Origin of the sequence: Aliiglaciecola sp. 2_MG-2023 (assembly GCF_030548145.1) — a bacterium.
GTDB classification, from domain to species: domain Bacteria; phylum Pseudomonadota; class Gammaproteobacteria; order Enterobacterales; family Alteromonadaceae; genus Aliiglaciecola; species Aliiglaciecola lipolytica_A.
Genome location: NZ_JAUORY010000007.1, coordinates 215,773 through 235,892 on the forward strand (window position 1 = coordinate 215,773; position 20,120 = coordinate 235,892).

At 41.2% G+C, this 20,120-nt stretch carries 14 protein-coding genes; 3 read left to right on the top strand and 11 right to left on the bottom strand.

Annotated features, from left to right (window positions below):
• Positions 1-5: 5 nt before the first annotated feature.
• The 4 genes from Q4567_RS09840 to truA all read right to left on the bottom strand — a co-directional run bounded on the left by Q4567_RS09840 (position 6) and on the right by truA (position 3,822).
• Positions 6-662 carry an SPOR domain-containing protein gene (locus Q4567_RS09840; RefSeq protein ID WP_216050227.1) on the bottom strand — a complete coding sequence of 219 codons (657 nt, stop codon included), beginning with the start codon at positions 660-662 and terminating at the stop codon, positions 6-8.
• 48 nt (positions 663-710) lie between these two features.
• Positions 711-1,982: a bifunctional tetrahydrofolate synthase/dihydrofolate synthase gene (gene folC / locus Q4567_RS09845; RefSeq protein ID WP_216050226.1), complete on the bottom strand. Its 1,272-nt coding sequence runs from the start codon at positions 1,980-1,982 to the stop codon at positions 711-713.
• Entirely contained in the window at positions 1,982-2,830 is an 849-nt protein-coding gene (accD, locus tag Q4567_RS09850; protein WP_303500241.1) for an acetyl-CoA carboxylase, carboxyltransferase subunit beta, read from the bottom strand. Before accD ends, folC begins: the two co-directional genes overlap by 1 nt.
• A 194-nt stretch (positions 2,831-3,024) precedes the next feature.
• The gene (gene truA, locus Q4567_RS09855; RefSeq protein WP_303500242.1) at positions 3,025-3,822 is read right to left on the bottom strand and encodes a tRNA pseudouridine(38-40) synthase TruA; all 798 of its coding nucleotides are present in this window, start codon (positions 3,820-3,822) and stop codon (positions 3,025-3,027) included.
• 343 nt (positions 3,823-4,165) lie between these two features.
• On the opposite strand from truA, the gene Q4567_RS09860 reads away from it, so the two are divergent.
• Positions 4,166-4,861 carry a DUF6090 family protein gene (locus Q4567_RS09860; RefSeq protein WP_303500243.1) on the top strand — a complete coding sequence of 232 codons (696 nt, stop codon included), beginning with the start codon at positions 4,166-4,168 and terminating at the stop codon, positions 4,859-4,861.
• A gap of 307 nt (positions 4,862-5,168) precedes the next feature.
• Here the strand turns inward: Q4567_RS09860 and Q4567_RS09865 are convergent, their stop codons facing one another.
• The 7 genes from Q4567_RS09865 to Q4567_RS09895 all read right to left on the bottom strand — a co-directional run bounded on the left by Q4567_RS09865 (position 5,169) and on the right by Q4567_RS09895 (position 17,570).
• Positions 5,169-8,492 carry a FimV/HubP family polar landmark protein gene (locus tag Q4567_RS09865; RefSeq protein WP_303500244.1) on the bottom strand — a complete coding sequence of 1,108 codons (3,324 nt, stop codon included), beginning with the start codon at positions 8,490-8,492 and terminating at the stop codon, positions 5,169-5,171.
• A 406-nt stretch (positions 8,493-8,898) separates the two neighbouring features.
• Positions 8,899-9,915, bottom strand: a complete 1,017-nt coding sequence (locus Q4567_RS09870; RefSeq protein WP_216050221.1) for an aspartate-semialdehyde dehydrogenase — start codon at positions 9,913-9,915, stop codon at positions 8,899-8,901.
• A 58-nt stretch (positions 9,916-9,973) separates the two neighbouring features.
• A complete protein-coding gene (locus tag Q4567_RS09875; protein WP_216050220.1) occupies positions 9,974-11,104 on the bottom strand; it encodes a 4-phosphoerythronate dehydrogenase in 1,131 nt (376 codons plus the stop codon).
• 8 nt (positions 11,105-11,112) lie between these two features.
• Positions 11,113-11,562: a DUF3291 domain-containing protein gene (locus Q4567_RS09880; protein ID WP_216050219.1), complete on the bottom strand. Its 450-nt coding sequence runs from the start codon at positions 11,560-11,562 to the stop codon at positions 11,113-11,115.
• 280 nt (positions 11,563-11,842) lie between these two features.
• Positions 11,843-12,688 (bottom strand): fumarylacetoacetate hydrolase family protein, encoded by an 846-nt coding sequence (locus Q4567_RS09885; RefSeq protein ID WP_216050218.1) that lies wholly within the window; start codon positions 12,686-12,688, stop codon positions 11,843-11,845.
• A 12-nt stretch (positions 12,689-12,700) separates the two neighbouring features.
• Entirely contained in the window at positions 12,701-13,462 is a 762-nt protein-coding gene (locus Q4567_RS09890) for an SDR family NAD(P)-dependent oxidoreductase (RefSeq protein ID WP_303500245.1), read from the bottom strand.
• Positions 13,463-13,571: 109 nt separating this feature from the next.
• Positions 13,572-17,570 (bottom strand): DUF4157 domain-containing protein, encoded by a 3,999-nt coding sequence (locus Q4567_RS09895; protein ID WP_303500246.1) that lies wholly within the window; start codon positions 17,568-17,570, stop codon positions 13,572-13,574.
• A gap of 240 nt (positions 17,571-17,810) precedes the next feature.
• On the opposite strand from Q4567_RS09895, the gene Q4567_RS09900 reads away from it, so the two are divergent.
• A complete protein-coding gene (locus Q4567_RS09900; protein ID WP_303500247.1) occupies positions 17,811-19,205 on the top strand; it encodes a M20/M25/M40 family metallo-hydrolase in 1,395 nt (464 codons plus the stop codon).
• A 59-nt stretch (positions 19,206-19,264) separates the two neighbouring features.
• A complete protein-coding gene (locus tag Q4567_RS09905; RefSeq protein ID WP_216050215.1) occupies positions 19,265-19,735 on the top strand; it encodes an FKBP-type peptidyl-prolyl cis-trans isomerase in 471 nt (156 codons plus the stop codon).
• The last annotated feature ends 385 nt before the right edge of the window (positions 19,736-20,120 follow it).

Sequence of the window (20,120 nt, forward strand, 5' to 3'; positions counted from 1 at the left end):
AGTATTCATTTCACTGTGAATGGTGTTACTCGACCCTGCAACTTAGTCAATTCGCGAAGATGTGGAACCGCTTTTTGCAGTTTTTCTTTATTTAACTCAGGTCCAACAAACACTTTTGTTAACTCACCAGTGCTCGTTTGAACTGGTCGACTGAATGCTTGATAACCTGCATTTCGCAGTGTACTAAGCAATTCGCTGACATTTTTTTGATGACGAAACACACCTAATTGAACAACCCAACCTGCTTTGGCTAGTAAACGATTGTCCATTTTACCGGGATTGACTTCTACTTTGTCTTCAATCGGGTGATCTATTTCGCTCGGGGTAATTTTTTTATTTTCAGTTTTTTGAGAAGATGAATCATTAACCGGCGAGTCTTGGCGCGATGCCAGCTCGTTGTTATCTTCATTTTGGTTAATCTCAAAATCGTCGATTGCTACGTCAGGTACAATTTCAACCTTGCGATTTACTTCTTGTTCGACTTGCTCGAGAGGGAAATCTTGCGTTTCATTAAGTTCACGCATTTTAGGTTGATCTGGTATTGATTCAAATAGATCTTGGCTAGTTTGTTTTTCACCATCGAGCAAATCAGGCAGAAAAATCACTGCTAATGCAACGACTATAATGGTGCCCACCAATCGGTTTTGTAGTGCTGAAGACAAGACTTTTCCTCTTTTAGACCAGTAGCATCGTATATTTATTCAGTCGAATTAAGATGCTTGCAACACTTCGCTTACCGTGAAAAATGAACCAAACACAATGATCAAATCATCATTTCCAGCATTTTTCGTTGCTGCAAGTAGCGCATCAGAAACATGCTCAAACTCTACCACTTTTTGTGATTTAGTGAGCACTGTTTTTAATTGTTTACTCTTTGCGCCGCGAGGCACATTAAGAGACGCAACATACCAATTGGCTTTCAGCGATTCAAGTGGTAAAAAACTACCGGCGATATCTTTATCTTCCAACATAGCCACAACCAGATGCAATTGCGTGTATTTCATTCGTCCAATTCGTGCGGCCAATAACTCGGTTGCTTGCGGATTATGGGCGACATCAACAATGATCTTAGGCTGCTGACTAATCTCTTCAAAGCGCCCAGGTAAGCTCGATTTTTCGATGAGTTCGTTGACCTCATCTTGATTGCGAGGTAAATGCCCTAACAAACTCAATACTTGCAACGCCGTTGACGCGTTTTGCATTGGGATCAATGGAATTGATAAATCACTAAATTGGACTGACTGATTATACCAACACCAACTTGTATCACAATCCTCAAAGCCAAACTCTTTTCCTTGCCAAGATGGTTGCGCTTGCATTTTATCAACCGCTATTAACAGTGTTTCTGGTGGCACTGGCTCGCCTACAACTACAGGAACCTTGGGACGCATTATGCCGGCTTTTTCTGTAGCAATAAGCTCTCGGGTATCCCCTAGCCAATCTTGGTGGTCAAGGGCAATACTTGTAATTACAGCGAGATTGGGATCAACTATATTAACCGCATCCAAACGACCGCCTAAACCAACTTCCAACACCACAAAGTCTGGTTGCTGATTGGCAATTAACACTAGCGCAGCTAAGGTAGCAAACTCAAAATAGGTAAGCGAAATAGCACCTCGAGCATGCTCTACTTGCATAAACGCATTCACATGCTCTTGTTCGCTTAGCATCAAGCCGTTAATGCGCACTCGCTCTCTATAATCAATAATATGCGGTGAACTATACACAGCAACAGTTTGTTGTTGCATGCGTAACCCCATCTCAATCATTCGACAAGTTGTGCCTTTGCCATTAGTTCCGGCAACAGTCACCACAGAACTGTTTGAAAAATCTAAATTCAAACGCTCATAGACTTGCTGGGTTCGGGCAAGACCCATATCGATAGATTTGCTATGGATGGCTTGTAAATAATCTAGCCAAGTAGAAAGAGACCAGGACAAACTAGGCTTGTTCTGGTCTTCTGTAGATGTGTTATTTGACATTAATGGGGCTGTGTATGTAGCTTTTTCAATAAATCGTAGATTTTGTCACGCATCTGGCGACGGTCAACAATCATATCGATAGCGCCCTTCTCCACTAAAAATTCACTGCGTTGGAAACCATCAGGTAAAGTTTCACGTACGGTCTGCTCAATAACTCTTGGACCTGCGAATCCGATTAATGCTTTAGGCTCAGCGATATTAATATCACCTAACATAGCCAAACTGGCGGAAACTCCACCCATAGTAGGATCAGTTAAAACTGATATATAGGGTAAGCCTTTTTTACTCATTCGCGCTAAAGCTGCACTGGTTTTAGCCATTTGCATCAAGGAAAATAATGCTTCCTGCATACGCGCGCCACCACTGGTTGAATAGCACACCAATGGCATATTATGTTCTAAACAAGCTTCTACTGCTTTGACAAAACGAGCGCCAACAACCGAGGCCATGGAGCCACCCATAAATGAGAATTCAAATGCGGCACAAACTACTGGCATGCCTTTCAATTTGCCTTGCATAACAATCAAAGCGTCTTTTTCTTTGGTTGCTTTTTGAGCGGCGGCTAGGCGATCTTTATAACGTTTAGAGTCTTTGAATTTCAATACATCTTGAGGCTCTAAATCTTCTCCGATTTCTTTTCGATCGGCCTGATCTAAAAAGGAGTTAATTCTTGCTCGAGCCGTGATGCGCATGTGGTGATCACATTTAGGGCACACTTCAAGCTGCTTCTCTAATTCGGTTTTATATAAAACCGCTCCACAAGATCCACATTTAGTCCAAATCCCCTCAGGCACATTACTTTTAATAGAGGACTGGGTTCGCGGTAGTATTTTTTGTATCCAACTCATTCAATTCATCCTAATTGCAAAAATTTGCGCTGTATATGCTGCTATTTTCGCCAAAATCATGATTAATATCGCATTATCGACATCTTATCGACGTAAAATATCTATTCTCGCCATTAAAACATAGTTTAGTCTTGGGAAGAAAACAAAACTGGTCTAAGAAGTAGTAACACTGATTCCGATTGATCGAAAGACACTCAGAAAAATGCCGGACCTAGGGGAATCTCAGGAATCCCAAAATGCTCAGGATAAAGTACATCAACTAAATACAAGCCATTTGGTTTAGCCGTAGCCCCTGCCTTAGCCCTGTCTTTTTGATCAAGCAATTTTTTCATCCATTCAACCGGTTGCTCACCACTGCCTATTACGGCAAGACTGCCGGTAATATTTCGTACCATATGATGCAAAAATGCGTTTGCTTGCACATCAATCATAATGTATTGACCGCGTCGTGTAACCTGAATATGTTCGAGCCTACGCACTGGTGAATTAGCTTGGCATAACGAGGCTCTGAATGCACTAAAATCATGCTCTCCCACCAAACATTGTGCTGCTTCATGCATTTTTTGATGGTCAAGTTCAGTATACATATGTGTCAAGCCACCTGCCAGTATTGCTGGGCGAAATGGATTGTTATAAATAATATAACGATAGCGTCGTCCTACCGCAGAAAAACGCGCGTGAAAATCGGGACTCACTTGCTTCGCCCATTTGACAGCAATATCTTTGGGCAAATGCGTATTCACCCCTAATGTCCAACTTCTTTCTGGTCGAAAAGCAGGTGTTTCGAAATGCACTACTTGACCAGTAGCGTGAACCCCAGCATCTGTTCTGCCAGCACATAATACAGCGACAGGATGATTTGCAACTTTGCTCAAGGCTTTTTCTAAATGCAATTGCACACTAGTGACTTGAGATTGTCTTTGCCAGCCATAATAATTGCTGCCATCGTATTCAATCCCTAATGCGATTCGATTTGTTTGTTGTTGTTCCACTGAGGCCCTTGTTTAAAAAGTCTGAATTCCACTAAACGCATTATTTGCGCTATTCAATGCTGAAAATTGCGACATTGTAATGAAATTTACATCACTTTTCATAGCATGTTTGTAAATAGTAGATTGAAAGATAGGTTAAGTTTCCGAATCATAGTCGATAACACACAATAAATATTCAAAATTACTATTTGATAACGGCTGCACTGGAAATTAAAACTACCGATTTTAACGCGTTTTAACGATGCAATTTGTTTAAGGTCACTACCACCAAAGCGAACCTGAGTGCCATATACAAGGTTTAATAGTATGCTAAGCTTGTTGAACACAAACGTAGGGACTCGACATGTTATTGAGAAGAATTTCAAAACACGTTAAAGCACAAGATTGGTTCGCTGTAGCAATCGACTTTTTTATTGTAGTTGCAGGTATTTTGATTGCTTTTCAAATAACAAGTTGGAATGAAGCTCGCAAAGACAGCAAACGTGAGTTACAAATCATTACTCGTTTGCACTCCGACTTTACAATGCTTGAGAACGATACTGTCGAGGCTATTGAATTCATTAAATCAAATACGCCAATTGTAGAAGAGTTTGAACAGCAAATTCTCAATTACCCTAATGGTGCTGATATTGAACTGATGCAACGTTTTTTTGAAACTGCATTTTCTTTACCCCGCCCAGAAGGCCAGTCAGAAACCTACCAGCAGCTTGTTACTAACGGCGATATGAGTGTTTTAAATAACGAAACTTTGCGCGCTAAACTTGTTTATCACGCCTCTTTAACAGATTATTTAATTCATGCAAATCAAGCTAATCGAGAATGGACAAGGCCCTATCTCGTTTCGTTAGTGCGGTTGAGTTCATTGATCGACGTTTTACCAATGGATGAAGCAATTTCCTCGTCAGGCTCTAGAGCTGATCTGATTGTTGCAATTAGCCTCTACAAAGGCGCTTTCGAAGGTCAGTTAGCAATATTTGAGGCGCATAGAGAGAGCTTTGATAATCTCAAAAACATCCTCATCGAAGAGAGTAAAAAATAGAGTAACTTTGATTACAAAACATATTTCCACATTGAAATCATTGAGTTGATTACTCAGTATTTTAAGCAGTTACCTTTTAAGCTATTGATATTTGAATTTATTTTTTAGGGTAAGAAAGAACTGAGCCTACTCTATTTCAATGCAGCCGATGATTGAAGCAATACAATTTGGCTGCTAGTGTAAAGAACATCGGATAAGTAGCGCTAACAGTACAAAAGAATAGTCAACCTTCACCGATTACCGTCGTTGTCTTAATAACCAATACGTCAGTTCGTCAACAAGGCCAATAATTCACTTGGTGAAGACTTTAAGCAAGTTTTTCCAGTAGCTCTTTAGCTTCCTCTTGCTGTGTTTGGTCTCCTTTTTGTAATACTTCTTCCAACAACTCTTTAGCTGAGTCAATATCGTCAGTTTCCAAATAGGCTTGGGCCAAATCTAACTTAGCACCAATGCCGTTGTCTGAGTCAACATCCACTTCGTCGGCTTCACCAAAACCTTCGTAAGATTCGAAGGCTGCAGCAAGATTTAGTTCCTTGTCAATATCAAGGGTCCCTTCGGCCTCGATACTTTCGTTGATTAAATCATCCACATCTAGAAAATCGTCTTCTGATTTTTCCTCAGTTACTGTTTCTTTGGTTTGCCCTGGTGCATCATCTATATCATTTAGAAGTGCGTCGAAATCCAAACCACTATCAATGTTGGCTAATGGATCTTTATCAACAATCGGTGAATTTTCCGGTGCGTCCATTTCGCTTGAATCAAGACTATCGAGCAACTCATCAAAGCTTGTATTCTCTAGCTCATCAAGGGAGTTCGTTTCTTCTGCATCATCAGAGGACAACCAATCACCTAACCCTGGTAAATCATCTAACTCTACATTTTCACGCTTTTCAGATGGTTGTTTTTCCGTCTGGGTGTCTTGCTCGTCTAGATAGCCTTCATCAAATGCTTTGAGAGCTTCGTCTAAATCGGCATCATCAAAACCATCCGAATCCTCACCCGTCAAACTATCAATATCATCAATACTTGGGATCTCTTCATCAAAACCCGATAATACTTTCTCTATATCGTCATCTTTCTCTGGCGGGATAATCTGCTCTAATTGCATATCATCCAGATCTTCGCTTGCGGAGCTTAAGGTTTCATCATCTAACTCAACATCAAAACTTGTGGCTTCAGATACCACTTCTTGCTCAAATTCATCTAGCGCCTTGTCGAGATCTTCGATGCCGTGATTTTCAGCTTTATTTATGTCGGTATCGCTCTCGCTACTTTGTTCGGCAGTTAAATCTTCTTCAGCGTGCTCTGTCTCTTCAAGGTCTTGTTGTTCTTCTACAACATCTAAAGCTTCCTCGATATCTTGAACTTGTTCGATATCTTGAACTTGTTCGATATCTTGAACTTGTTCGATATCTTGAACTTGTTCGACATCTTGAACTTGCTCTACGTCTTCACTTTTTACATTTATATCTTGTTGAGACTGCTCAACAACAGGCTCTTCAGACTGGCCTTGAGCATCGGTTTCAGGTATGACGGCTTCGTCCGCAGGTTGTTGTTTATCAGCTTCAATTTCGGCTAAAAGTTCGTCTGCAGACAGAGATTCTACACTGCTGTTATCAACACTTTGTTGATTTAGTAAATCGTCGATGTCATCAACATCAACAATATTTTGATTTTCATCGATTTGATTGTCGTTGGATATACCTGCATCTAGGTCTTCTGTAGGTTGAACCTCTGCAGAGGTTTCAATTTCGCTGTCAACATCAGCTTCTGTTTCACTATCTTCGATCGCATCAAACAGCTCATCCGCAATATCAAGCTCTTCACCATTGTCAACATCAACGCTGATATCATCGTCATCTTCAATGATCTCCGACAGTGAATCTAATTCCTGAATTCCCATCTGACTTTCAATCGACTCGTCATCCGCAGGCGTTTCTGGCTGTTCCTCGAGCATCCCGCCCATTTGCTCCAGTTGCTCTATTTCATTGAGCAACTCATCAGTAATATTATCCAGTTGGGCATTCTGTTGATGAATTTCTTTATCAATACTCTGCAGCATTTCCTCATTCATTAAATCTGAGTTATCAGAAATAATTGAATCGCCATCTTCTTCTGCTAGTGGCTGTTCGAGCAATTCATCGATACTGATTTCTGGTTTGTCGGGCTCATCATCAATGTCTGGGGCTGAAATTGAAGGGCTTGATTCCGCATCCAGATCTGCAGCTTTGGAATCTGAATCGATTTGCTCAACGTCGTTTTCTGGCGTATCAATATCTAAATCAGCTATTTCTTCGCTTAACTCGTCATCAGCACTGACATCAAGGTTAGATTCCGACAAATCCAATTCATCATCAGCTAGCACGTCATCGCTTTTTGCTTCTGCTAAACTGTCGCTTTCGCCTAATTCATCACCAATATCAGCAAGTAAGTCTTCTTCTTCATCAAATAAATTATCTAGATCGTCTTCAAGCGGGTTGTCTTCCTTTGCAACATCATCGGTCGACTCTTCTATCACTGGATCTAGACTTTCATCATCCAAATCATCAAAGGCTTCGAAATTGTCGTCACTGTCTGCATCTAAAGACTCTTCTAACTCTTCGGCCAAAACATCATCTAAGAGATCGTCATCGCCAAATAAGTCGTCATCGTCGCTATCATCTAGTTCTTCGCTTAATTCATTGGTTAGGGCATCAGCCAGATCATCCATTTCATCACTTTGCTCCAATATCGCAGCGTGATTTTCATCTAGTATGGCGTCAGTTTCAGCTTCAGTGCGCTTGCGACGAATTAACCACATTGCCAATGCGCCGAGTAAACTAATGGTCAAAAGTACTGAAAGAAAAATTAAAAACAACGGGTCGGTTAGCCAAGCGAAACTATTTTTTTCCAGCTCAGCTTTACGCTGGTTTTCTGCTTCACGGGAAATCGCTAAGAGTTCGTTTTGCAATGCCAGCATCTGGTCCATTTGGACTTGTAATTCTTCATCAACACGCCCACGCAAACTGCTAATTTCGGTATCGACTGTATCTAAACGCTCAACTAGTTTGCGGTTTTCATTAAGTAAGCTTTGCACGCTTTCAATTGATTCGGCAAATTGCTGCCGAATTGCCGTAAACTGGCGATTTTGTTCCGCATCAAGAGCACTTAATTTATCTTCTATAACCTGTTTGGTTTCCGATAAGTCATCTTTACTGGCTGCTTCTTTTGAACTTCGAACCACGACTTTATCGGTTTCACCTTTGCTGAAAGCTTGCCATGCGCTATCGTCTTGCTCGGCTTTCATCTGAGCAACTTTAGGGTCTATTCTCGCCACATAACGTTCAGAAGGGAGTTGCAGGATACTGCCATCAACTAGGTGGTTGAAGTTTTGATCTTCAAAGGCATCAGGGTTGAGCTGATAAATCGCCTGCATAACTTGGTATACAGAAAGGTTCTTATTCTGACGGTACCTACTGGCGATTCGCCATAACGTATCTTCAGGTACCACTGGACCATAGGTAGTTCCAGAGAGCTCTGCAGTGTTACTTTTGGGCCCTCTAATTTGTAATTGTTGGGCATCAGTAGTGGCGCTAATAGACCAAAGTCCTACGCTGGCAAATAGTAAAAACGCTACCTGTCGCACATTCATATAATTAAGTCGTCGCCCTGTAATAATTATTATTTTTTGCTCACCTAGATGTGAACAATTCCATAAAAACTAATTGTGAAGTTTTATCTCTAATCAACCTTTATTACTGTGCAGTTAAAATTAGAGCTCTATAAAATGAGTATCAAGCAAAACTCATTCCATACTAAGTTGATTCAAAAATAGTGATCAATAAATATCGATTAATACAAATATAAACCACATAAGATGGATGATCTACATAGATAGAAAATTAAGCGCCACATCGCTGTTTTTTGCTGTTTTAACAACCCAAACTTGCCATTTTTCTAGATACTTACTTTTGGTTATCGGCATAGCGGTTGATTACTAAAAATAAATCAAAAAAAAGGCCAGACGTCAGTCTGACCTTTCATCAATATTAATCTTATTACATGTAATCTCGGACAAGTACTTCGGCTATCTGAACACTGTTTAATGCAGCGCCTTTTCTTACGTTGTCAGACACTACCCACATGTTTAAGCCATTTGGATGAGAGATATCGTTTCTTACTCGACCAACGAATGTTTCATCATGGCCACTAGCATCGCCAACTTGAGTTGGGAAGTCTTCTGGATTCTCCATCAATTTCACACCAGGCGCTTCAGCTAATAGTCTTTTAGCATCTTCAGCATCCAAAGGTGAATGGGTTTCTAAATGTATAGCTTCACCATGACCAAAGAATACAGGTACTCGTACCGCAGTTGCGTTGACCAAAATAGAATCATCGCCCATTATTTTTTGCGTTTCCCAGACCATTTTCATTTCTTCTTTGGTGTAGTCATTGTCCATGAATACATCAATTTGAGGGATTACATTAAATGCGATTTGACGACTAAAGGCTTTAGGTGTTATTTCTCTGCCGCTTAGCAGATCGGTAGTTTGTTTAGCTAATTCTTCCATAGCTGACTTACCGGCACCAGAAACAGATTGATAAGTGGCCACGTTAATACGAGCTATGCCAACGGCATCTTGTATTGGCTTTAATGCCACCATCATTTGAATAGTTGAACAATTAGGATTAGCAATAATATTGCGGTTTCTAAAATCGGCCAATGCATGAGGGTTCACTTCAGGTACTACCAATGGAATATCGGGTTCGTAGCGAAAATGCGACGTGTTGTCGATAACCACACAGCCAGCTTCAGCCGCTTTAGGTGCAAAAATTTCGGAAACACTGCCACCAGCAGAGAAGAAACCAAGTTGAACACTCGACCAGTCGAATGTATCTGCATCTAACACGGTAATCTCTTTGCCCTTGAAGGTCACTTTACCACCCGCGGAGCGACTGCTCGCCAATGGATACAATTTATTAACCGGAAAATCTCGTTGTTCGAGAATTTCAATCATGTGTTGACCAACTAAACCAGTTGCCCCTAAAACAGCAACATCAAAAGCGCGAGACATTAGTGCATTACTCCAAAAAATATAATCAAATTAAGCGAATCGTGAACAAACACGCAGCTTACTCTTCAATGGTATTAAAACCAAGGCCGTAGAGTGCCTCGGAAATGTCTAAATTTCCAGTTTTTAAGGTTACAGATGCAAATTCTCTTCTTATAGCATAGTGTTTTCGGCTATAAACGAAGTCTGCGGCTGATTTGACACCTTGTTTGAACGAGTCACTATCCATTTTAACATCGTAAGTGCTAAGAATTGCAGCGCTGACTTGCTCAAATTTGGTTTTATCACAAAGGTCTCTAATTTCAATCGTTTCAGCCGCTGGCAGACAACTTTCAAAATTTAATTTTTGCGGTAGGTCAAATCGTTTACACAACTGTTCATACAGCATGTAGGTACCTCTGGCTTTACCTTCAATAGTATGTCCAGCAATGTGGGCTGTAGCAATGCGGCTGTAGGGAACCAAGTCAAAATCAATCCCCGGTTCATTTTCCCATACATCCATATTTAGACGTAAGCCTTTACCACTTTGTAATAGGCTTTTTGCGGCTTGGTTATCAATGACCTCACCACGACAAGCATTGATTAATAATTGAGAGTCTTGTAACTCGGACAAGCGCTTAAGATCAAACATGTGATGGGTTACATCGTCTCCTTCAGCAACAAAAGGAACGTGCAGGCTGATAATGTCGCATTGACAAATCTCATCGAAGGAATAAAAACGTCTAGTATCCCCTGCTTTTTGTAATGGAGGGTCACATAACTTAGTGTTTATACCCAGCACTTGTAAACGTTTATCTAACTGCGTGCCTACATGCCCCGCTCCAACGATACCAACCGTTTTATCAGCCAAAGCGGTTAGGTTATCTGCATATTCGTTTACCAAACAACTCAATACATATTCGGCCACAGCGATTGCATTGCAACCTGCTGCACTGCCCCAAGGTATCGATTTTTCAGCCAACATGGTTTTGTTAATATGATCAGAACCCGCTGTTGCAGTGGCCACATATTTCAGTTTTTGTGCTTTGCTGAGTAATTGCTCGGTTACTTTAGTTGTTGAGCGAACAAGTAAAACGTCAATATCCTTAAGATCTTCTGGTGTTAAGGTTTGACTTGAGAATGACTGAATATCACCAAGGGGTGAGAAAAAGTGCTCGGCATAGGGCATCGAGTCTTCATATAAAATTTTCATGACTAGCATTATTCCGTTGGTTTAGGAAAAATCTTTGAAAAAGTAAAAGCGGAGGAACTAATGCCCTGCTCTCGCAATTGAGTTAAACGCGCTAACGCTTCTGGAATTTCAGGTAAATGACCAGCTGGAATCCACCACAGCACATAGGTATCTGAGCGTTCAGGCTGAAACCACTTTTTACGCTGCTTAAGGAAATCCATATGATGAGTTTTAAACATAAAATCTTGTAAACTCTCTACATCTTCCCAAACGGATAAATTGACCAACATATTTGGATCATCAAAATAATGTATATTCGTCGCATTACCACTATCATCTTTTAACCGCCAAACGAATCCAGCGGATTGCTCTGCTAACAAATTGATAGGCTCAAGACCATCGGCAAACTCTTTCATCACTGTGCTGTCCATGCTGTCTCGAGCTTTACCGATATTCAGTTGGGCTAAGTGATAAGGCATGATATTTCCAGATAATTATTTATCGAATAGTTTATACCTTTGATAGGGTAAAATCACTACTTGCTAACTAAAGTGGTTATATACAGTTTTTATTTAGAGACTAAAGGTATTTTTGATCGTTACACTGGAGCGAAGTGCCATCTGCGCCAAACAAGTTTAACGCAGATGCAAGTACGGAAAACCCTCACATCAAGATGTTCAGCAAGAGTTCAGTTTTAAGATTTATTAAATATTCTCGGTTTCGCTTTTTTTAGCCTGCTTTTTCAAGTTCAGACATTAACTAGTTGCACTCAATAACCGTTTGCGATTGCTTTCCTAGGCCTTCAATTCCCAGTGTAATCTTGTCGCCTACATTTAAATATAATGGTGGATTTTGCCCCAGACCAACTCCTGGAGGTGTGCCTGTTGAAATAACATCACCTGGCTCTAATGTGCAAAACTGACTAAGATAGCTGACGATAAAAGCGGGTTTAAAAATCATCGTTTTAGTATTACCGTCTTGGAAACGTTTTCCATTTACCTCAAGCCACATAGCTAAGTTATGTGGATCGGTAACATCATCGCTGGTAACCAAATAAGGGCCAATAGGACCAAATGAATCACAGCCTTTTCCTTTATCCCACTGATTGCCACGTTCTAGCTGGAACGTTCTTTCAGAAACGTCATTACAGATACAATAACCGGCAATATGATCTGCTGCTTCGCTTTCAGGTACGTAGGACGCTTTCTTACCAATTACGATAGCTAGCTCAACTTCCCAGTCTAATTTATCACTATTTTTAGGTTTGATGATGTCATCATTTGGGCCCGTTATAGCGCTAGTAAATTTTGAAAATACTTCTGGTTCTGTGGGAATCGGCATTTTAGATTCAGCGGCATGATCTGCATAGTTAAGACCGATGCAAATAAACTTACCAACCCGGTTGACACAAGCCCCCAGACGCACATCAGAATTAGCTTTAGGTAAAGTGGTTAAATCAACTTTTCTGATTTTTTCTAACATTTCAGGTTGTAGAGTCGCTCCATCAATATCATCTACGACAGATGACAAGTCACGAATTTCATTGTTGGTATCTAAAATTCCTGGCGCTTCTTGCCCTTTAAGACCAAATCGCAATAATTTCATTATTAATTCCTGTTAGTTGTTAATAGTGACAAAACCACCGTCTATTGGAAAATTACTTCCAGTGATAAAGCTGGCATCATCTGAACATAAATACTTTACCAATTGGGCAATTTCCACGGGCTTAGCCATCCGACCTATTGGCTGAGTTTTAGATAGTTTCTGAAACATTTCCTGTTTGTTTTCTGGATAATTCTTTTCTAAATAGTTATCAACAAATGGAGTATGCACACGTGCAGGGGCTACACAGTTACAACGAATGCCCTCTTCAACATAGTCTTTAGCAATCGAGTAAGTCATGGTTAACACTGCGCCTTTACTCATTGAATATGCAAACCTATCTGGAATACCTACACTCGAGGCAATAGACGCCATATTAACAATGACACCTGACTGCTGTTTTTTCATCTGAGAAATGGTTGCGAATGCACAATTGTATACACCTTTAACATTCACCTGATACACTTTGTCTAATTCACTTTCAGTAGTTTCTTCTAAGGTCCCAATTGAGCCAATACCTGCATTATTGACCAACACATCAATGCTGCCGTATTGCTGGGCTACTTGCTCAAAAGCGTGTTTGACCTGTTTGTGGTCTGAAACATCTAATGCTATGGCGTGTGCGTCTCCCCCCTCCGATAGAATTTCCTGGGCAACCTCCTCACTCGCAGACGCTGATAAATCAACCACTATGACTTTATGACCATCTGCTGCCAAGGCCTTACAAACGGCCAAACCAATACCACTTCCTCCACCTGTGACGATGGATATTTTCATTTCAATTTTGACTTTAGCACTTTTGATATCAAACTCGGTGTCGAAAATAGCTTATTTAACGATAGCTTCAGGATCTCAATTAGCCGCAAATTGGGTTAGAGGTCGTTAGTTAATTTGGCTGAAAAAAGTTAGGATGTGAAGGATCTGTATATCGAGTTAAGTCAATTGGTGATAAATAAGGTGTGCCATCTGGCAGCGTTGTACTAATATCAAGACGCGAAACGTCAATTGTCGCACCTTGCAGATTAGCACCGGTTAAATCTGCACCACGTAAATCTGTGTAGCTCAAATCAACATTGTAAAAATCTGAATGCCTTAACTGCGCGTCCCTTAAACTCACCCCATCCATTGAAACATGTCGAAAACTACGACGATCCAGAACTAAACCGCCTAACTCTCCTCCAGCAAGCTCTACTAAATCAATATCATGTAATTGGCCTGCTCCAGTTAAATCATCCGCGTATCCGACACTGGGTAAATCAGGTAAATGGCCTAAATTAAAATGTTCGGCCAATGCACCAAACTGTGTTTCAACATCTAACTCTATTCCTTCAATACCAATATTTCGTCCTCCCCTATGGATATGTGAAGAACTTCTAATTTCAGTTTGAGGTATCGTAATGCTGGCTTCGAACATAGGTCGTAATTCAGTCAATCCGCCACCAGCCATTTCTTCTACCATTTCAACACGATAAGTAATGCGCTCCAATACGTCAAAACCGTTATGAGGAGTCAAACTTAAATCGAGATGAACACGGAATCGAGTGCCAGGTGCACGCATTTGATGTAGCTCACGAATTAATCTTTCGATACCTTGATTTTGGTAAATTTGATTAACCACTTCAGGGCCGTAGGCGATGCCTGTGCGCAACTCAATCCCAAACCCAGCTCCAGAAGCATGTAGTCGCTCAGCAAACATATCACTCAATAGTCGAGATAATTGATTCATAGGATCATTAGCAGCCAAATCTGCTCGACGGCCTAACTCAGCCGCATGAGAGGCTAATTCCGTTGCATCAACATCGCCTCTCATTACAGCCGCCTGAGCTTGTATAGCTGCCTCATCTGCTTGTTGCCGAATAGACAAAGCAAAATCACTGGCATCATCGCTCAAACCGGCTATTTCTGAACGCGTAGGAAGTATGGATTCATACCCCTGCCGATTCACACCATCGCCAATTAGAATATTAGTATTTGCAGAGCCAAGCTGTTGTGCCTCATCAATAAGGCGCCCACTGGCGCCTGTGTCTATTCGACGAGTCGCGCCCATTGAAACTCGATAACCTCGAGCTTGAGCTTCTAACATATTTATTTGTTCATGAGATCCAAGTGTGTCCCAGTGAACAGATTCGAATAAGTGAAAAACACGCCTATCACCGGCCGTATTTAAGTTGATACGCACTTGTGTCTGCAACAGTTGACGCAGCAAACCTTCTTCGGTGCCAGCAATAACAGTTACCATCCGTTGAAACATTTCAGAGTTAAAATCACCACTGGCAACGACATCAGACAAAGACTGCAAAACTCTATCAGACAATTCAGGTGCTAATTCTCTGGCTAGTAACCTATCTAGATCTGCACTATCAGATAAAGCCGCACGTATTGGCCGAGCACGCTGTTGTTTGAGTTCAGCAACTAAATCGCGGGCCTGTTGCCGCCAAGCTGGACTTTCAGGTGCCCTACGCGCTGCGGACTCAACAGCATCTAAGCGAGCCAATAAACCACTATGCTCCGCTAACTCTTGACGATAAAAAGACCGAATAAGTGTACATTGATCACTACAGCGAATGAGCATGCCGTTGCCAGCAGCTTTTAAATGATGCGCACCATTTTCTATTTCACTGATTAAACGTGCTTGCTCAATTAAATCATCAGTCCCGTTTCGCAGACTCGACGTGACCTCGTCAATTTGTGACTGAACCCGGTGTAACGCCGATTGTGCATTCTGAGATTGAGTCACCTTCTGGCGGATACCGCGAGCGATACTTTCAGCCATAGCTCGGGTTGCATCACCTCCAGGCTCAGCACTGGCTGATTGCTCAACAAGTTGGATAATTCTATTTTCCATTACATCTAGTGCTTCATCAGATGCACTATTCATCGCCCGTCGAATACTCGATGCAGCTCCACGAAATACTTGCCTAGCTGCAGGAAGCTCAAGACCCGCGCCGACAATATCAACGGCCACCCATAGTAACGACGGATCAGCTGCTGATACGGCTTGGGCTTTTTCGAAATGACTACCAGAGGCGGCGACATCCAATTGATATTGATCTAGACTACGAAGGGCGATCGCTGTATTAACCGCTAAACTAGCCCCTGCCCCCACAACTGCAATACCTGCAACTAAGCTACTGCCGCCAGTAGGAATCGCAGCAAGCAATCCAAAACCCAAGGCGAGCACCCCAAGTGCCATGTCTATAAAAGCTTGGTCTTCTTCAGTTTGGGCGCGCATAGCGTTGACCAATTCAGATTGTAGTCCACCATCTTCATAACCAAGTTCACGCTTTGTCCAATCAATAATACGGGGCAACTCCCAAATAACATCATTGTCATCAAGTATGCGCTCTCTCGTTTCAGCTATATTTTCAAGGGTCTCAAATATCGTTTCGCCAACTTGTTGGGCCACTGGTGACATCATGCTATCTAAGGGAATATCATCATTTGATGCAATCGCCCTTAATGCATTGTCATTGCCGTAACCTGGTTCTGCATAAGCGGCTAGAATAGGAAAGTTCTGTTGGTGGACAGATTGTAGAGCATTAAGTACTTCTTGTTGTTCACTAATTTGCCTCCCCAAAGCCTCATGTCGGTCAGGATTGCGAATCATGTCATACACGATTCTCCCACCTATTGCATTCCCCCCTGTACCATGCTGCTCTAAACTTCCTCGCTCAGCCGATAAGCGATTAATGTGTGCCCGGCGGTCTGATAACTGCGATGCGGCTAATCTAAGCGCTTGGGTTTCAGGTGAGTCAACCATAATGCTTAAAGAAACGGGGTTTGGAGTAACATTGACTAGACCATAGCGTATCCGTTCATTATTCACATTGATTTTGCTGAGCTCTAGAATGTTGAGGACGAATTCAACAGCAGCACGTCTGAACTGATTTAAAAAGTTCTGTACTACCGGTAATTGCATGTCAGTAATAGCCAATCCTGCTTCATAACTTTTCCGAAAAAGAGTGATATGGAGATTAACCATTTGCGGGAAACGCTCGCCAAAGCTAGACCAGAGACGCTCTAACGCATTTTCTTCTGAAGGTGTGACCCACCAAGTATTAAGTAATTGCTTTATCGCCGCTATTTTGCGTTCATCGTCCCAAGCAGAAATATCAGTTGCAATGACTTCAATGGCTAACGATTGTGGTGGGGCATTAAAATTTAAATAGTCATCAGATATCCGTTGAATTCTATTTGTGTATCTGCTTTGTTGAACCGTATGGGTTGCCTCATGTGCAATGAGGCCTAAATCAGTTGAGCTTTGCTGCGCTCCTAAATAGATATTATTTTTAAGGGTAAACGCTTTTGCATTGATTGAGGCTGCCATTTGATGGCTTTTTGAATCGGAATGCACCCTCACCTGACTTAAATCAGCTCCAATAACCGGTTCAATTTTATCTTTAATCTCTTTGTTAATTGGCCTACCTGGAGATTTAGAGTTGTGAGTCTTCAGTTGACTTTCAATATTAGTGTGCATATTGACTGGATCTGTCGCGGTATTTTTTAAACTAGTTTGTACAGGTTTAGCAAGTACCTTGCTCGGCATAATTGCATCGTGACTACCAGAGATTACTTTTTCAGCAACTAAATCAGCTTGTTGTTCAAAATGGTCATTAGGCATACCAATATTGAGCTTAGGTTGCATAAAAGAATCAATAGGATCATCGCAGGGTGTTTGGGAGCTCGCACAACCGTTGCATTTCCTTTGTATGTATTGGCTCGCGCTACTTGCTGCAGACATCGTCAGTTGCTGCCAATGTTGATTCAGTTCAGGAGGTTTTTGTTCTGCTATTTTAGATAGCGCAGAATTCGCTCGAGCGTTTTTAGTTTCGCCCGCAGTGGAGTCTTTGCTTGATTTTGTGGCATGATGCCGACCGTTCATCATATCTATTATTAGTAGGTCTAGAATGGACCTATATCCCTCAGTTATAACCTAATCAGAATCCTGCCGATGTTAAAATGAGTATAGGAATAAATACTAAAATCGTCTAGAAAAGCCGTTTAAATATACTCCTGATAGCAATTAAATAGAGTCCAGTATAAATAAAGTTAAAGGGATGAATGCATTTACCCTTCGTTGCCGTTAATCTAGACGACCTACTTAATTTAAATAAAGAGCTAACCAATGAAAAATGCTTTAGTATTTTGCATCTTGCTAATATCGACCGCATCGGCACTGGCAAACGATTTAAAAAATTCCGAACATGCGAAGAAATCTTTGGAAATTTATAGAACGATTATCGGTATCCCCACGGTAGCCGGCAAAGGAAATGTGCCCAAAATGGCGGCATATTTGGCAAGTGAATTTAAAGCGGTAGGGTTTAGTAACGACGACATTCAGATTATTCCTAGCGGAGAAACGGCTTCCTTAATTGTGCGTTATCCAACAAATGGTTTAAGTGACAAGCAGCCTATTTTGTTGTTAGGTCACATGGATGTAGTAGAAGCCTTGGCAAAAGATTGGCAACGACCACCATTTGAACTGACCCAAGATGACAAAAACTTTTATGGACGGGGTAGCATTGATAATAAGTTTGGGATTGCCATGCTTTCATCAACGTTTATACGTTTAAAAAAGCAAGGGTTTGTTCCTAATAGAGAACTCTATCTGGTTTTTTCGGGTGATGAAGAAACTGGCATGGTCACAACCCGTATGTTAGCCAATGAACGTCCTGAATTAGCAACGGCTGAATTCGCATTAAATTCGGATGCCGGTGGTGGTGACTTGGATGAAAATGGTAATGCCATCGCGTATCTTGTTCAGGCTGCAGAAAAAACTTACGTGAGCTTTGAGCTGACATTGCGCAATAAAGGTGGGCACAGTTCAAGACCACGCACTGATAATGCAATTTATGAACTATCTAGCGCCTTATTAAATATCAAAGACTACCACTTTCCTGTCATGTGGAGTGATATGACCCGTAAGTTTTTTAAAGTCTCAGGGCATCAATTTGGCGGCGAATTGGGTGAGGCGATGATCGCTTTTGCTAAAGATCCTACCGATAAGCAAGCCTCTGACCGCTTACAGATAGAATCATCTTATGTAGGTACAACACGTACCACATGCGTTGCGACTATGTTAAATGCTGGACACGCTGAAAATGCCCTACCTCAATCCGCAACTGCAACTGTGAATTGTCGCGTTTTTCCTGGGGTTTCCGTAGAAAAAATTAAACAAACCTTACAAAAAGTGGTCGATAACGATGAAATTGAGATTGTCACGCTAGATGAACCGGTTGAAAGCCCCATTTCCGAGTTACGAGAAGACGTAATGTCTGCCATTGCCAAAGCCGTACATCTAAGGTATCCCAACCTAGATATCATCGCTTATATGGAATCAGGCGGCACCGATGGTAAGCATTTTCGTAAAGCTGGGATTCCAACATGGGCGATATCCAGTGCATTTATCAATCCAGACGACATGTATGCCCATGGCCTTAATGAACGGCTGCCCATCAAAGCATTTTATGATGGATTAGATCATTGGAGTATTATTCTGAAGGAATTGGCGGGCAACTAACTTAGAAAAAAACCTTGTTAGGCATTTACATTAATTAATCAAAATAAATAGGAAAAGTGATGAAATTTATTGTTTTAGCTGTGGTCATTGCAATTGCAATATTCTACTTCAATAGAAATTCAAATAATAAAAAGTTAGCAATTGAAAATATTGCTGTGGGAAAAGAATTTTTGGTTAACAACAAAACTAACCAAGATGTTGTGGAAACAGCCTCAGGGCTGCAATATCAAATATTGCAAAAAGGTAATGGTGACGAACATCCAAAAGCCAACTCAACTGTTAAAGTACACTACCACGGCATGTTAATAGATGGCAGTGTGTTTGATAGCTCAGTTGACCGAGGCGAACCTATCAGTTTTCCATTGAACCAAGTTATTCCAGGTTGGACCGAGGGTGTTCAATTGATGGTGGTTGGAGATAAGTTTAAGTTTTTCATACCTGCTGATTTAGCCTATGGTGACCGTGCTACCGGAAAAATAACACCGGGCTCTTTGCTCATTTTCGAAGTGGAACTGTTAGAAATACAATAATCATTCTGACATACATATTCACCAACTGTAGCAAATATAAAATAAGGTTTTTCAATACCTGAAAAACCTCATTATTTCTGCGTTCCTGATATCGGTAAACACTACTCACCCAATTAAAACATGCCTGTCCATGCTAATTTTTTCTTCTAATTTTATCTTGCGATGATCTGACTATACATGCCTGTGCACGACAATCTTGCTTGACACGACTCACCGAAATAAAACATGCCTGTCCATGCTAATTCTTCGAAGTGGAACTGTTAGAAATACAATAATCATTCTGACATACATATTCACCAACTGTAGCGAATATAAAATAAGGTTTTTCAATACCTGAAAAACCTCATTATTTCTGCGTTCCTGATATCGGTAAACACTACTCACC